At 56.0% G+C, this 15,478-nt stretch carries 9 protein-coding genes; 4 read left to right on the forward strand and 5 right to left on the reverse strand.

The window, feature by feature from the left end:
- Nucleotides 1–128: 128 nt before the first annotated feature.
- Nucleotides 129–347 carry a hypothetical protein gene (locus V3572_RS12225; RefSeq protein WP_332111285.1) on the forward strand — a complete coding sequence of 73 codons (219 nt, stop codon included), beginning with the start codon at nt 129–131 and terminating at the stop codon, nt 345–347.
- A gap of 168 nt (nt 348–515) precedes the next feature.
- Here the strand turns inward: V3572_RS12225 and V3572_RS12230 are convergent, their stop codons facing one another.
- A complete protein-coding gene (locus V3572_RS12230) occupies nt 516–2,765 on the reverse strand; it encodes a hybrid sensor histidine kinase/response regulator (protein ID WP_332111286.1) in 2,250 nt (749 codons plus the stop codon).
- A 415-nt stretch (nt 2,766–3,180) separates the two neighbouring features.
- Between V3572_RS12230 and V3572_RS12235 the strand changes: the two genes are divergently transcribed.
- A complete protein-coding gene (locus tag V3572_RS12235; RefSeq protein ID WP_332111287.1) occupies nt 3,181–5,862 on the forward strand; it encodes an ATP-binding protein in 2,682 nt (893 codons plus the stop codon).
- A gap of 619 nt (nt 5,863–6,481) precedes the next feature.
- Here V3572_RS12235 and V3572_RS12240 read toward each other — a convergent pair.
- From V3572_RS12240 to V3572_RS12250, 3 genes are all read right to left on the reverse strand, one after another.
- The gene (locus V3572_RS12240; RefSeq protein WP_332111288.1) at nt 6,482–7,465 is read right to left on the reverse strand and encodes a C1 family peptidase; all 984 of its coding nucleotides are present in this window, start codon (nt 7,463–7,465) and stop codon (nt 6,482–6,484) included.
- Nucleotides 7,466–7,703: 238 nt separating this feature from the next.
- A complete protein-coding gene (locus tag V3572_RS12245) occupies nt 7,704–8,303 on the reverse strand; it encodes a translation initiation factor Sui1 (protein ID WP_332111289.1) in 600 nt (199 codons plus the stop codon).
- 76 nt (nt 8,304–8,379) lie between these two features.
- Nucleotides 8,380–9,606 (reverse strand): Lcl C-terminal domain-containing protein, encoded by a 1,227-nt coding sequence (locus V3572_RS12250; protein ID WP_332111290.1) that lies wholly within the window; start codon nt 9,604–9,606, stop codon nt 8,380–8,382.
- A 535-nt stretch (nt 9,607–10,141) separates the two neighbouring features.
- Here V3572_RS12250 and V3572_RS12255 point away from each other — a divergent pair.
- Nucleotides 10,142–10,969, forward strand: a complete 828-nt coding sequence (locus V3572_RS12255; RefSeq protein ID WP_332111291.1) for a flagellin N-terminal helical domain-containing protein — start codon at nt 10,142–10,144, stop codon at nt 10,967–10,969.
- A gap of 32 nt (nt 10,970–11,001) precedes the next feature.
- Here the strand turns inward: V3572_RS12255 and V3572_RS12260 are convergent, their stop codons facing one another.
- Nucleotides 11,002–12,039 (reverse strand): Lcl C-terminal domain-containing protein, encoded by a 1,038-nt coding sequence (locus tag V3572_RS12260; RefSeq protein ID WP_332111292.1) that lies wholly within the window; start codon nt 12,037–12,039, stop codon nt 11,002–11,004.
- Nucleotides 12,040–13,623: 1,584 nt separating this feature from the next.
- Here V3572_RS12260 and V3572_RS12265 point away from each other — a divergent pair.
- Entirely contained in the window at nt 13,624–14,040 is a 417-nt protein-coding gene (locus V3572_RS12265; RefSeq protein ID WP_332111293.1) for a YbaK/EbsC family protein, read from the forward strand.
- The last annotated feature ends 1,438 nt before the right edge of the window (nt 14,041–15,478 follow it).

Genomic DNA, 15,478 nt, shown 5'->3' on the forward strand with positions numbered 1-15,478 from the left:
TTTGTCCGGGGGGCGGTGGTCCGGGAAATACTGCCGGGTCAGCTCCAGGGCGGTCGCCCGCGCCCGGATATCGTCCGCCTGCGCCCGGGTATCGTCCACCGGCGCCCGGCCACCCCTATCCGGTTCCCGTGCCGGTTCCGCCGCCCTACTATGGAGGGTATTACGGCCCGTCGTCTGGCAGCATCGCCGCCGGAATAGCCATCGGCGCCATGCTGACGGTCCTGCCGGCAACGGCCATCGCCATTTCCAACTCGACGAATCAGACCATCTACCGGGACGGCAGCCAGTGCTTCCTGGAAACCCATGATGGCGGCGCAAAGGTCTACAAGGCCATTCCCTGCCCCTGATGGCGCTCAAACCATCACCGCAACGCGCCTAAACGCCCTCCGGCGGCACGGATTTTCCTCGTGCCGCCGGAAAAAACGGTCATCCCGCAACACCACGGACCTGGACGTGACGGGCCGGAAGGATGCGGCACGCGCCTTCCCCTTCCGCCATAAAAGAAAGATTTCCGGCTATTCGTCCTCGTTTTCAGGAAGGATCATGACCACCACGTCGTCGATCTCGGAGAGCTTGCGCAGGGTCAGTTGATCCTTGGCCCCGCCCGACAAAAACATGGTGCCGCTGAAGCGTTGCGTGAAGTTTTCCTGCAGCTCCTCGGGACGGACATACCGCAGTTTGCCCGCCGAAATCATGAGCATGTTGCCCTGGCCCTTGGGATTGGGCACCAGGATGCACTTGCGGCCCTTGATGCGGCCTCCCCGGATGAGCCCCCGGACGGCCTGCAGGAGTTGCTCCTCGTCCACGGGCTTGGGCAGGACGACATCGCCTCCGGCCTGGCTCCGGTAGGGATAGGCGGAGAGCACCACCACGGGGATGTTTTCGGTGGCCGGATTCTCCCGAAGGCGTCGTATGGCCTCACTGCCTTCCATGCCCGGCATCATGAGATCCATGACGATGCATCGGGGCAGCATCTCCTCGGCCGCCGCAAGCGCCGACAGGCCATCTCCGACGGTGACGATGCGAAACCCGTCATCCCGAAAAAGCTGCTCCAGATAGTCGCGAATGCCCGGACTGTCGTCCACGGCCAGAATGAGCGGATCGGCATCGTCGCCGCCGTCCGAGGGAACCCCCGTAAGGAACGCCCCATAACTGTCGCGTGACGGCTGGGCTGCTGGCAGACGGAATTTGAATGCGCTGCCCCGGCCGGACTCGGATTCGACCCAGATGCGGCCACCGTAATGCTGGATGATTTCCTTGCAGATGGCCAGCCCAAGCCCTGTCCCCTCGGAATTGCCGTCCGTGCCGCGCTGCTCAAGCTGCTGAAACTTATCGAAAACCTTTTGCAGCGCCTGGGCCGGAATGCCTCTTCCGGTGTCCGCGACATGAATCTCGACGAATGTGTCGTCAATGCTGACAGCCGACACCGTGACCGAGCCCGTGTCGGTGAATTTGGCGGCGTTGGACAGCAGGTTGACCATGACCTGGAGCATGCGGTCCACGTCCACGAAGACCTGCGGCAGGCCCTCGGCCACATGGGTTCGCAACTCCACATCAGGCTTGGCTTCAAACTGCCCGCGCACGGCATGACAGGCGTGGAGCACAAAATCGGTCACCGGGATGAGCTTGTCGCGCCACTCGACCCTCCCGGCCTCGATCTTGGTCAAATCCAGAAAGTCGTTGATCAGCCGCGTCATGCGCTCCCCTTCCTGGGTCATGACCTCCAGGTTGCGGGAGATGCGCTGGCTGAATTTCACAAGCAGCGGGTTGTCGCCGACGAGGGGGGCGAAGCGTTCGGTAAAAATACGGCCGGTAATCTTGGCGAACCCCAGGAGCGAGGTCAGCGGGGTGCGAAGTTCGTGGGAAACGGAGCTCAGAAAAGCCGACTTCATTTCGTCGAGGTGTCGCAGTTGCTGATTGGAATATTCAAGTTCCTCGTTTTTGCGGACCAGTTGGCGGGTGCGCTTGCGGACCATGAACTCCAGTTGCGCGTAACGCTTGACCAGGCTGGCCACAAGGTCGGTCTGGGTAATGAGGCCCAAAAGCCGGCCAGCATCGTTGATGACGGCCTGGTGCCTGACGCCGAGACTCTCCATCCTGGCCACGGCCTCGAAGGCGTAGTCGTCCGGGCTGACGGAGGAGACCGGGGCGCTCATGACCTCCCGGACCTCCCGTGCCCCGGCCAGATGGTCCAAGGAGACAAGCCGGGTCAGGTCGCGCTCGGTCAGAATGCCGATCGGACTGCCCTCTTCAACCACGAGCACGCAGCTTACGCCGCGCTGGCCCATGATCCGGAGGGCCTCGCGGACGGTCTGATCCGGCCCCACGGTCAGGACATCGCGGGTCATGACCTCGCCAACAGTCTTGATTTCCGACAGATATTCCTCACCCAGGCGACGCATGAGGTCGGAAAAGGTCTTGACCCCAACGGCCCGGCCCTGTTCGTCCACCACAACCAGATGGCGGATGTTTTTCCCGCACATCAGGGAATAGGCCGCGAACATATCCTCGTTTTCAGAGATGGTGACCACGGCCGCACTCATGACATCGCGAACCTGATAGCCTGCGACGTCACCCCCGACCCTTTCCAGGAACCGGGCCAGATCACGTTCCGTCAGGATGCCGACGGCCATGTCGCCCCGGGTGACCAGAAGACAGGAAATATTGTTGCGCCGCATGATTTCGGCGGCGTCAATGAGGGCAACGTCCTGCGAGGACGTAATGACGTGGGTCGGCACGATTCTTATGGTCTCTTCACTTCCCATGGTCCTCCCAGCGTAGAGGATTCTACACCCGGTCGGCGTGCGAAAATATGCCTGGGAAGCAGGCTATCACTCTCTACGCTTATTGGCCACCCAACTCAAGCCTCGTTTATGGCCGACAGGGGGATTTCCAAAGAAGCAATGGACGCCTGGCAAAACCAGGAGTCAAAATATCCATAATTTCAGTAGAATGCGACCTACAAAGTCTTTTGCAAAATATTTTCCATAAAAAGACCTTCACAACCTTTGTATTGCGTTTTTTCCAAGTCTCTCAGAAGGACCAATCATCAGCAGCAATATTTTTTCGACGATAGACCTACCTTGATGTATACGCAATGCAGGATTCTATCGTATGCATTTCCGACTTGTGCTTTCTCGTGTAGGCTACATAACGTCATACTTTATAGAGGAACCTCTGTTGAACAGATCCTGCAAATTTCTTTCTGCGGGTATTGCAGCCCTTTCCATATGGTCCTACGTGATCTATTTCTCCTATGGTCACACGTTGGAAATTCAGACAGAAAGCTTGTATTTACAGTCTGTTACTGAGGCAAGGATCGCATTTGAAAAGGATCTCGCCTATCGGCTCTGGAACGCCCGGCTCGGGGGCGTTTATGCGGAAGAATCAGACCAGGTGCGTCCAAACCCGTATCTGGATATCCCCAATCGCGACCTGGCCATGCCCTCGGGCCCAAAGCTCACCATGGTCAATCCGGCCTACATGACCCGAATGGTCCACGAACTGATGGCTGAGGGGACAGGGCTTAAGGGACACATCACGAGCCTCAACCCCATCCGCCCACAAAACGCCCCTGCCGAATGGGAGGCCGAGGCGCTGCGGTCATTTGGCGATGGTGTAAAGGAAGTCCATTTTCTGGATAGCGAAAAGGGCGGATCGGTCCTTCGCTTCATGCGGCCCATGCTCGTGGAACAGCCCTGCCTCAAATGCCATGCCAAGCAGGGATACCGCCTTGGCGATATCCGGGGCGGCATCAGCGTGACCGTGCCGATGGAACCCTTTGACCGGACACTCGCCATTTTCACCAGCCATGAGCGGAACCTGCACATTTTGATCTGGGCGCTTGGAGTCGGATTTCTGGTCCTCGTTCTTGCTGCGGTGTGTTATCTTGATCGCCGACGCAGATCCTCCGAAGATGCCGTGCGAAGAAGCGAGGAGCGGTACCGTTCCATCGTCGAGGAACAGGTTGATCTGGTGAGCCGGTTTGCCCCGGACGGGACGTTTCTGTATGTCAATCAAGGCTATTGCCATTTTTTCGAAAAATGCCGCGAGGCGATGGTTGGCGCGAAGTGGCATACGATTGTCGATGAGAACGACCTTTCCTGGATCCAGGAAAAACTCGCGGGCCTTAACCCGCAATCGCCGATTGTGACCATTGAAAACCGCATCGTGAACTCCAAAGGCGACACGCGCTGGGTGCAGTTCTCCAACCGCGCATTTTTCGATGAGGCGGGAACCATCGTAGAGATTCAGTCGGTGGGCCGTGACATCACCGAACGCAAACTCTCTGAAGAGGCGTTGCAGAAAAGCGAGGCCCGCCTTCACAAAGCCCAGCAAATTTCAAACGCCGGAAGCTGGGAATACGATATCCGACTCAACAAAATTTGGGGATCGGAAGAGGCCATCACGATTTACGGCATGGCGCCGCGCAGTTCCCACTTTATCCCAATAGAAGAGATTGAGGCCTGTATTCCTGAACATAAGCGGGTACACAGGGCCCTGGTCGATCTGATCGATTCCGGAAAACCATACGACCTGGAATTTGAGATTCGGCCAGCCGACAACTCGCCGCCGAAGGTGATCATTTCAAAGGCGGAACTCGAAAAAGACCCCAGCGGCAAGCCCCTCCGGGTCTGCGGGGTGATCCAGGACGTGACCAATCGCAAGCGTGCCGAGCAGGCCCTGCAGGAGGCCATGCTCCAGGCCGAGGCCGCCAGCAGGGCCAAGTCGGAATTTCTCGCGAACATGAGCCACGAGATACGCACCCCGCTCAATGGCGTCATGGGGATGCTCCAGCTTATCGAGGAGTCGCAGCTTGACGACGAGCAACGCGAATACGCGAAAAACGCCCTCACCGCCGCCAAACGGCTGACGAGGCTCCTCTCGGACATCCTTGACCTGTCGAAAATCGAGGCCGGCAGACTGAGCCTGTGCGTCTCGCAGTTCGACCTGCGGACGGTCGAACAATCGATCATGGATCTCTTTGCCGTGGCCGCCAGAGAAAAAGGCCTTGAGCTCTCGTTCGCCATCGACGCGAAACTCCCGGCGGCGCTGATCGGCGACGAGGCGCGCTTGCTGCAAATCCTTTTCAACCTCATCGGCAACTCGATCAAGTTCACGGACCACGGCAAAATAGCGGTTGGAATCTCCCCATTGCCCTTCACGGAGAACGCCCCATGCCGCATCCTGTTCACGATTTCCGACACCGGCATTGGTATTTCCGACGAACATGCCAAGGCCATTTTCGAGCCGTTTGTCCAGGGCGAGAACGCCTATGTCAGGAGCTACCAGGGGGCCGGGCTCGGTTTGTCGATCGTGCGGCGGCTGGTCGCCCTCATGGGCGGTGAACTTGCCCTGGAAAGCACGCCTGGCCACGGAGCAACCTTCTATCTTTCCTTGCCCTTTTCCCTCCCAGCCGAAATGACGCCCGGACAAACCGAAATCGCGGGGGGCCGCGATCCCGCGCCCGGGTCGTTTCGAATCCTCGTTGTCGAAGATGATGCCTTGAGCAAGCTCGCCATTGTGCGATTGCTGGAGCGGCATGGGCATGCGGCGCTAGCCGCCAATGACGGCCAGGAGGCCCTGCAACGGCTCAGGGAGCAGGATTTCGACATCATCCTGATGGATGTCCAGATGCCCGTCATGGATGGCCTCAAGGCGACCATGGCCATTCGCACTTTGCCGGAATTCAAAGAAAAGTCCACGATCCCTATCATTGCGATGACGGCCTACGCCATGGCCGGAGACAGGGAAAAACTGTTGGCCGCAGGCATGGACAGCTACATTTCAAAACCGGTCGACATGGAGATTCTCAAAGAAGTCATGGCTATGGTGATGAAAAAACCGCCCACCCTGGCGTAAGGCCGCCCCCACCCGGACTCTGGGCGCCCATCCGATCAACGTGGCGCGACCCGCCATCACGACCACCGGCCAGGAACTGCCCCGCCGTTTGGCCGGTTCACGGCCGCCAGCCCACCGAACCGTTGCGCCGGAATCCATCATCCATCCGCTCTCCAGGCCGTCGCGGGGGCATCCGCGTCGCCCCCTCCCGGCTCTCTTCCGGCCTCAAGGGTCATGTCTACATGCGGGCAGCCAGTGGAAAACAACGTCCGTTGCGTCCGGGGCGGCGCCATCCCCGAATCCGTTACGAACACGCCTTCGGGGCGCGGACGGGAACACCACGGTGTTCGCGCCGTGCGCCGGATCCATGGAGGTCGCATCCTCCACGCGAGATTCAAGACGGCCCAGGACGGACCAGGGCATGGACAGACCCCATGCGCTCCACAGAAAACGGTTGGCGAAGCACTGTCCCATGATGTTAAAATTCAAAAGGGCCTCGGACTGCACCATCCAAGGCCCTTCAAACGATTGATGAGAATCGAAAAAAAAAACACCACATGGCGGCGTCTGCGGCCAACCTGGGCCAATCGTCTCCCCCCGCAGCCATGCGTCATACCGGGGCGTCGCCCGCGGGACGGGCTCACTCGGTGTTGAGCAGCAAAAGGGTCTCCGGCGCCACGGGGGAGGCCAGAGGTCCGACGCCGCCTTCGTAGGCATAGACCCACTCGCCGAAACGGATGACATTCGTCAATTGCGAGTACCCGATCCAGAAATAGCCCTGTTCGCCCCAGGTGGTGTTCCAGCTGTTTTTGCACAAGAAGGCGCTCCTGGTGTCGTCCCAGCCAACGACCAAAACAAAATGCCCTCCCTGGTACGTTCCGGACACCTGTTCGTATACCCCGCCGGTATAATTATAAAAGTCGGAATAAATCACCATGCGGGCCACGACCGGGCCTGAGGCGAGCACCGCCGATTTGATCACGTCCGCAGTGGTGAGCTGGCCGGAGTTGGCGTAATTCCAGGATGCAAACAGGTAGGGAGCCTTTTGCCAATTGGCGCACGCCTCGTCGCACTCGCCCATCGCATTGGCGTACGGATAGCAGGCTTCCGTGCCCGTGCCGGTATCGCGCAAATAATTTGAGGCCGTGCTTGCATATCCCGAGGTGCAATCCCCCGCGCCGGAGCAGGACAAGGGAATCTGCTCGGAAAGATCAAGGTCCGTCCCCGGGCGGTTGTAAACCCGCAATAGTTTCGATTCCAGAGCCGCCACCGGGGCGAACACATAGCAACTCCCGCAGGTTTTCTGGTCACGCACGGGCGTCACATAATTTTTGCCGTTATAGTTTCGCCAGTCCAAAGAAGAGGGCAGCTCTGCGGCCGAAAGCGGGGCAAGCCGTCTCGGAACGGCCCCTTCACCCTGCTCCGGCAGGCCGCCAGCCAACCGCTGCTTCTGCACAGGCGTCAACCGGGAGACAGAGGTTTCCCCGGCGGTCCATGAACGGTTCTTTTCGGTTATCAGGCGTTGCAGTTCGGACAGGGAGAGATCCTGCGCCATGGCCGCATGCGCCACGAGACAACAACACACGCACAGCAGAAATTTTCTCAGTATAGCTTGATTGAACATCAAAAATCTCCATGGTTTCCGTTTTCCTGCGCACCAGCCTCATACCCTTCGCAACATCGAATGTTCGCATTCCGACGAGAGAAACAACATCACACCATGACATCTTGGACGTTGGTCAAGCAGCGTTTCGATCTCTCCAAACATCCCGGATCATGGCCAAGCGCCGCCTGGACATCCGTATTGCGTGGCGAACGCGCCGTCTGTCCCTTGTGTTGCGGCCCTTGAAAAAGACGTCCCGCTAGCCACCGGCAAGCTTGGCCGAATACCCGAGTTTTTTCAGTTCGAGAACCAGGGTCTCCCGATGGTCGCCTTGAATCTCGATGACGCCGTCCTTGACCGTGCCGCCAGCGCCGCAGCGTTGTTTCAGTTGCCTGGCCAGGGCTTCGAGCTTCTCCGCCGACAGGGGGACGCCCGTTATGCAGGACACGCCCTTGCCCTTGCGGCCCTTGGTCTGCCTGGAAATCCGCACGATCCCGTCGCCTTTTGGCGTAGCCGGCGACCGTGAGCAGACGCATCGGGAGACGGGGTGACCGCAACCGGGACACATCTCGCCCTTCTCGGTGGAATAGACCAGACAGGAATTCTTCCTCTTTTGCACGGCCATACAACTCTTTCGCCCGGGTTGCCGAAGGCGGATTTGATCGTCCCAAGAGTATTGGAGATAGCTATACCGGAGAGGGGTTGCTGAGCAAGCCCCATGGCGCTCACCGTGATTATCCCAGACACTCCGACATGCGCCAAGCGCACCCAGTTTTCGAACAACCTGCGAACGTCTGCGAAAATCCTCGCCCGTACGTTGTCCCTCCGGACATGAGGCAGCAACGCCGACACGGGCCATACGAAAAGCCCGGCTCCAAGGTTCCCATGAAGGGAATGTCCTTCCGAGCCGGGCCGCACTATCGCGATTGGCCAGCCTATTCCCCGTTCAACATCAGATTGATGGCCGGAAGAATCGTATTAACGGAACGAGCCGTGCGCACTGGCCAGATATACCAGCTGTCGGCCTTGATCCTGTCGTACATGTATCCCTTTCTGAAATCGACACAGAAGTTGTTGGCCCAGTATTCATAATAACTTGTCGAGGTCCAGTAATAGTTATGCACCTCCCCCTGGATGTACACATTGCTGAAGGGATGGCCGGTTGGCAGGGCCGGAGATGCTTTTTCGTAGTCCATAAGGCTCAGAAGCTCCCGGACGTTGGGGACACGCCAGTCGCCGTCCTGGGAGTTGTCGCTCAGATCACAGTCGCCATGAGATATCCCGGCCACGGCCGAGGGCGTGGACGACCAGTATTTCTTGCCCAAAGGGGGACTGCAATTCGCGTTCTTGAGCCAGACCAACCCTGTAAGCCGGTCGGTCACCGTACCGTCTCCATTGTCCGCAAACCGAGGCTCAGGCCAGGGCGTCCCGGGCCGCAGATCGCCATCCTGACCTGTGCCTGCGCAGGCGATGACCGTCCCGGCCGTATCGTAGCACGTGGTCTGCCCGGTTCGGGGGATGGCCGTGGCTCCCGTGGTACGGGCGTTTTTGACCGCCAGCACGTAATAGGCTCCGGACTTGAGATGATAATAAAAGGTTCCCCGCCGAAAATCGATGGCAAAGGCCTGTCTGGGGCTCATGGGGTCGATCCGGTCGTTGTGGGTCGTGCTCGACCAGAAAAACGGCGAGACCTGATCTGTGAACTGCACATTCACGAAGGGATGGTTCTCGGGCAGCGCGGGTGCATAGCGATCATAGTCGAGCAGGGATTCAAGCTCGTTGATGGTCGGCAGATGCCACTCGCCGATCGCAGACCCGTCGGTAAGGCCGCATTGGCCGTCGGCAAGGCCGTTGGCGAAATTTAGGGCATTTTGCCAGGAGAACATCTGGGAGTTGCAGTAGGCTTCTTTCAACCAGACAAGCCCGGTCAGGTTGTCCGTTACCGAGCCGTCAGCATTGTCCGTGAACCTGGGATCGGGCCACGCCACGCCGGCCTGAAACTCGCCGTCCTGGCCGGTTCCAGGGCACGGGGTGGGCAGGACCGCGCCGGTGTAGGGAATGTAGTAGCAGGTTTTCTGTCCGGTTTTCGGAACCTCCGCCGGGGGACCCGCATGAACCATGTGGGAAATGGCAAGAACCAACAGCAAAGCGAGTGCGAGCACGTGTGCAGGTTTCATCATTTTCCTCGTCCTGTGTTAGGGGATGCCGTTTTTCCACCAAGGCCCCAATCCTCAAAGTGGCTCATCGGATTTCATAATATAAAATCAGTAAATGTGCTAACTTACTATTCCAACACACCGCTAAAATACATAAAATATCCGCAATGTCAAAACATAAATATATTCGCCAAGCATTTCTTACAGAACTCGCGTTGATATTTAAATAATTTTTCAGCATCATTGTTCTAAATAGATGTGTGTGAAGACTCACAATTCCAACATGTTATTCATAAAATCATTCATCATACCTATAAACCATGAAAAAGGCATTCGCACGATGCCTGGACATGCCCCTGAAACACCCACCCTTCTTCCCCTTCTTCCGGTGTCAGGTCGAATGCAGGCGCTCCCGGCGACCACCTCGCCACCTGGGAGGAAAATATGCTCCGGGCGGAAAGGATGCTGCCCTCGAACCTAAAGAATCGCGGCTGTCATCCGAAAAGATGATAAACCGGAAATCAAACCAGGGATGGCCAAAATGGCTCTTTCCGATCTCGAACGATATCTTGTCTACCAGTCATCATCCCAGCTCTTCCAGCAAGACCTGATAACAAATGCTTTGTTTCAGGGCGGGGAGGTTGGTAGAAATTTACGGAATCTGATCTTTTCTGAAAACGAAAATGTCTCCTTGACCAACCCCTACGACGAAGCGATCACGGGAACTTTGCGGGCTGATTCGCGGGCTGTGAAACAAAATTCCAGAAACGTTTCCGAAGCGTCGAGTATGATGGGGATCGCGAAGGAAGGCGTGGCCGGAATCCAAACCGCTCTCGAAGAACTGGCTCAAATCATTGATGATATCAATAGCGGAACACTCAGTGGCTCGAGCGCGACGGTGAAAGATACGTATAACAACCTCAAAAATCAAATCCTCGGATATATTTCCAATACAGAATACAATGGAATTTACATGCTTGACAGCACCAAATGGGGAACGGAACAGATCGACAGTAATGGAGCGGTGTATATTCAGGCGTTCATAAATGATGGGTTCAAGGTGAACTTCCAAGCAGTCAATCAGCTTGATTTCAATAGTTTGGATTCGACCAAACTGGCCACACCGGCTGATCTCAATGAACAAAAAGCATTAGTTGACAATCTCGCGGCAAGTATTGATACCATTCACGAAATATATGAAAACAGGGAGAGCGGTTTAACGCAGCAGGCCGTGCAGTTGGAATCGCAGTCCGCCTTACTGGCGCAAGCAGCAGAGAAAAGACGGCAGTCGCCAACAAAATCCATGGAATCCATCCTGCTCGATTTCGTAGCAACGACAACTGGATCGATTTTAGACGAGTCAAGTTGACTGTTTTCTGTACAACCAATTTTAATGATAAATCACTGTACATCCAGCAACAATACATTGAAAATAGAAGGAGCAAAGGATCCAAATCCGCCGCGAACGCAACGAGAATAAAACGAAGAGCTCTTGCCGTATTCGCGCGATTTTCCATCACTAAAGTTTACACGCCAGGCAGAGTACTGGAATCCTGCAGGATTATACGTCGTGCCAGACCAATACAATCCTCCTGATTCCGTGAAAGCCGGGTCGATGGCCGGATAATTCCGCGACACATCCACAAGGATCTCCAGTTCCCGCTTGTTGGGGAGGCGCCAGTCCGCATAGTCTCCGGTCGTGGCGTTTTCGCACCACGTCAGGGCCGTCTCCCAGGACATGCCGGAGGCGCTTCCGCCCTTCTCCCAGACCAATCCGGTGGATTTGTCCGTGACGGTGCCGTCGCCATTGTCCACATATGCTGATCCTGGCAAGAACTCGCCGCGAACGCAGCGGACTTTGCTTCCCCCTAGTGTCTTGGCGTTATAGACCGAAGCGCCAGCATAGAAGTTTACGCCCCAGGCGTAGCTCGAGGAGCTGGCATACTCCGTTCCGGACCAATAGATATCCGTTGAGGAAGAGCTGGTGAAGACAGGATTGATGGCCGGGGAGCTCCGGCCCGCGTCCACGATGCTCAGAAGTTCCTTAAGGAAAGGTAGTCGCCAGTCGTCATAACCGCCCTGGTCCAAATCCTGGCAATAGGTCGCGGCTTCGTCAAAGGTCCGTGCAACCCCATCGTCGGCCTGCTGCCATATGAGGCCGGTTATCAAGTCTGTGATCGTGGAGCCATTATTTTGATAGGCGGGCTGTTTTCCTGCGTAGTTGGCATCCTGGCCGTAAAAGGCCTGACCTGGGCTGGGGCAAGGTATCTCCTCATTGTTGTCATAGCATTTGGTCTGTCCCGTATCGGGCAACCTGTATTCGGCCCAGGCGGGAGCATCAAGAACGAGCAAGGAAAGAAACCCCAAGCAGATGGCAGCGCCACGGAGAAAGCGGCTACGCACCGCAGAATAACGGAACAGAGAAAACTTCACGGCCATGAGTTTCCCCCTTTTTTCCACCATTACAATGCGCTGTACATTTCCTAAAAAAATCCGCCCACATGCCCTACCTAAAAGATATTACATGAACTTTGCCCGATAACGAAACTTTTTCAAGTAGAAAGTGGCCAGCAGGAATTAAGGGAATGCTCTCATGAAATGGAACTACTAAAATACATAGGAATTCCTGATCAAGTACAGACGAAAATAATTTTATGCCCACACCTATCGTCCCCATCCCCACCCAAAAAACGTACCCGTCCCAAAATAGGCCGTTTCTGGACTGACCATCCGCAAAATCAAGAAGGAAAGGTTGACGGGGCGGTTGGCGCTCTTGATTGGATCGGGTAGGAGGAGGCCTCACGGACCCAGTCCTCCCACACCTCCGGGCAATCTGTGTCCGTCGCGGATCGGAGCGCTCCGTCCTCGCTGTGGCGCTTGACGCGCCGCCGCCCTGCTCTCGGGGATTCCGTCCCCTATCCTCGGCGTGGTCGCGGGCATCCCATCCCGCGCTTCCACGTCTGCCTTCGCCATCGAAATTCCGGCCCCATCCCATGTTACGTGTTCGGGCTTTCAGTCCGGTCGACAGACCTGCTCTGCCCTCGGCTGACTTCTGCCCGCCCATCCCGACGCCTTGCGACGCCGGTAGCACATGGCAGGCGGACAGCCCTCCCCAGGTCATGCACACCCACCTTCACGTTTATGTCCATCGCGTCTACGACCGCGCCTCCCGTGCAGGTATCGGACTTTGAAGATCGTTGCCGTCCCGCCCGACGCGGACACCTCAGCCCTCGACTTCAACAGGTGAACCGCGTGCTCATTTCGGATGCTTCCGCATCCTGGCACATCCGCACGCTCTTTACAGAGGTTCCGAATCCTGACATTGAGGTACGCAAAGAAGGCATCGGTGTGTTCATCGTTCATTGCAGACCTGACTCGCTCAGGCGCAGGTGGAAAGATCAACGGGAATGCATAACATGATCTGGATTCTGGTTTTTCCACTTCCATCTTCTCCACGCATCGTGCATAGCGAACATATCCTATCACAACCAACAGTTACAAATCAAACGAAACCAATACTTACATCCAGAAATATTATAAATATACAAACGTTTTTTCAGACAACTGCGTACTTATCATTACAGTCATCAATATCTTAATTTTAGCATTGTTATCTACCTAATATTTCAACGACGATAACAATTTTCTCTTCCCTTTAACATACACTCGCAACAACTACCTCAGGCATTGACACAGATTTCGTATTTGATGATTTGACGTTTTGTGTCGAACATTGTCAAAAAATACATAAACCATGGAGGAATGTTAACATGAAGGCAACATCTGTATGGTCTTCTGCTTCTTGTGACTGTTGCGACATCATAATCACAAGGAGTCATAAACCCCATGTCGACAAACAGGCAAAGAATCCTCCCGGTAGATGTCTGCAGACGTATCATCACCCTCATGAATGACGTCAAGGTGGAGTACGATCTTCTCGGGCACCCGCCAATTTCAGAGCTTCACGAGACCATAGACTGCCGAAGGGAATGCGGATGGACCGGCGTCCATTGCAGGCCCATCATGCTCAAAGCCAAGGATCGCTATTACCTCGTGGTCACAACCTGCGATTGGTCCATCAAAGCCCGGCATTTCAAAAAGCCTTTCGGGACCAAGGACATCCGCTTCGCCAAGCCAGATGAAATCGAGGCCCATTCCGGCTGCGGCATCGGCTCCAGAGGCTCACTGCCGCCCTTTCTGCCTGGGAACATGACGGTGGCCCATTACTTCGACCTGGCCATCCTCGCCTCCGAGAACTTCATGTTCTACTTGGCCGCGAACACGATCTCGGTGCGGATGAAAAGCACTGACCTCTATAAGCTGCTCACCGTCTCCGGGACCAAGGCCGTCTGGTTCTCGCGAAACCTTGAAGAACGGCTCGATTTCTTTCACCATGAAGAGTTGCCCAGGTTGCGGCTTAGCCCCCCTCCTTGCGTTTGAGCATGGGAGTGAAGACCCCCAGGTCTCCGCGTCGCAGATATCCGGCCTGGACGTGGCCGCCGGGATGACCGTGTTCGCGAGCCGTCAGATATGGCCAAGGAAGCTTGGCCATGCTCTCACAGGCCCATTCCCTGCCCAGGATGGCGTTTCAGCTCATGGGCTCGTCGGCACGACGTCGCCAACCATCCGGTCGCAGCTGCAACGAAAGGATGCTTTCCAGGGGTGAATGCACACTGACTGCAAACTGCAATCAGTTAGGCTAAAATTCGGTCGTTTTTGAGAGGATCGAAAAAGGGCTGAAAACCACCTAAGTGATCTTCAGCCCTTGAAATTTTGGGAGCCAGCATGGAGACTCGAACTCCAGACCTGCTGATTCCAAACAGAAAAAAAGTTGGCTATTTATCTAGAATTTTTATCTTATTTCAAGAAATCGACCACGCTTATGTTGGTAAAACGCCAACCGATTCTGCCCCCTCCAACCGGGTTGGTTGGCGATTTGTTGGCGAGTGGTTGGCTGCCCTGGATCAGCATCTTCCCAGAGGAGGTTGGCAATGTTGCGGATATTTCCGCAACCTTTCAGTGCCCACCACCGCTGCTTCCCCCGCTGTTGGTATCTCGGTAATCGTTTGGCGGCTGGATACCTGCACCCAGCTTGGGAGGCTTATCCTTGGGAGTAACCGTTTGGGCTCTCGATCCCGGATAACCTGGAAGTGGCTTCCCCGGCGGGTACTGTACACCAGGCTGGTACGGTACAGGCGGGTGCGGAGTAGGCTGGTACGGTACAGGCGGGTGCGGTACAGTCGGCTGGTACGGCGGTGCAATGGCCGTTCGCGGAACGTATGCTCGATGTGGTTCATCTTGTGTCCAGTTTTCCCCACATCCTTGTAAGCCCAAAATGAATACGCTCAACGCAAGAGGGAACAGGGCTGTTCGAGACAATTCACTCCAAGCCTTTGATCTCATGGCGGAACCTCCTGTGTTACAGAGTTTCTCGGGTCATGTTCCTCATTCGCGGGAGTGGCTGCGTTTTTGGCTACCCTAACAGCCCGTTGAAAATTCCTCTTTTTAGAGCACCAGAACCAGCGTCATGCAGCCAAAGCGCATTCCCTGAACCAATCTTCCCTCTCAACGAAAAACAATCATTTGACGATTCCTTCAATCCGCATCAAAAATATACCAATATGGCCGGGAGGCCGCCTCACGAGATGTGCCAACGCCGAACCGAACACGCATACGCAGCTAAAGATTAAAACCTGCCCTTGCCCATATCGGGAAAAGCATTTTGTGCAACATGGGCCCCTTGCACAACATTTTCAAGTGGGAAGTGGGCATAAGAATTCTACGGGGTGCGCTTACAGGGGATAACTACTACGAAAATTTAGGAATTCCTGTTCAACTCCAAGCACACAAAAATTTACACCCCAAACCCAAGCGCACC

Source organism: Desulfolutivibrio sp., assembly GCF_036584575.1.
In the GTDB taxonomy this organism is placed as follows: Bacteria; Desulfobacterota; Desulfovibrionia; order Desulfovibrionales; family Desulfovibrionaceae; genus Desulfolutivibrio.

Coding starts and splice junctions, on each gene's coding strand:
- V3572_RS12245 (WP_332111289.1), bottom strand. CDS start 8,303: ATGGCCCGTGTCGGCGTTGCTGCCTCATGTCCGGAGGGACAACGTACG.
- V3572_RS12260 (WP_332111292.1), bottom strand. CDS start 12,039: ATGGCCGTGAAGTTTTCTCTGTTCCGTTATTCTGCGGTGCGTAGCCGC.
- V3572_RS12255 (WP_332111291.1), top strand. CDS start 10,142: ATGGCTCTTTCCGATCTCGAACGATATCTTGTCTACCAGTCATCATCC.
- V3572_RS12240 (WP_332111288.1), bottom strand. CDS start 7,465: ATGTTCAATCAAGCTATACTGAGAAAATTTCTGCTGTGCGTGTGTTGT.
- V3572_RS12265 (WP_332111293.1), top strand. CDS start 13,624: ATGCTCAAAGCCAAGGATCGCTATTACCTCGTGGTCACAACCTGCGAT.
- V3572_RS12230 (WP_332111286.1), bottom strand. CDS start 2,765: ATGGGAAGTGAAGAGACCATAAGAATCGTGCCGACCCACGTCATTACG.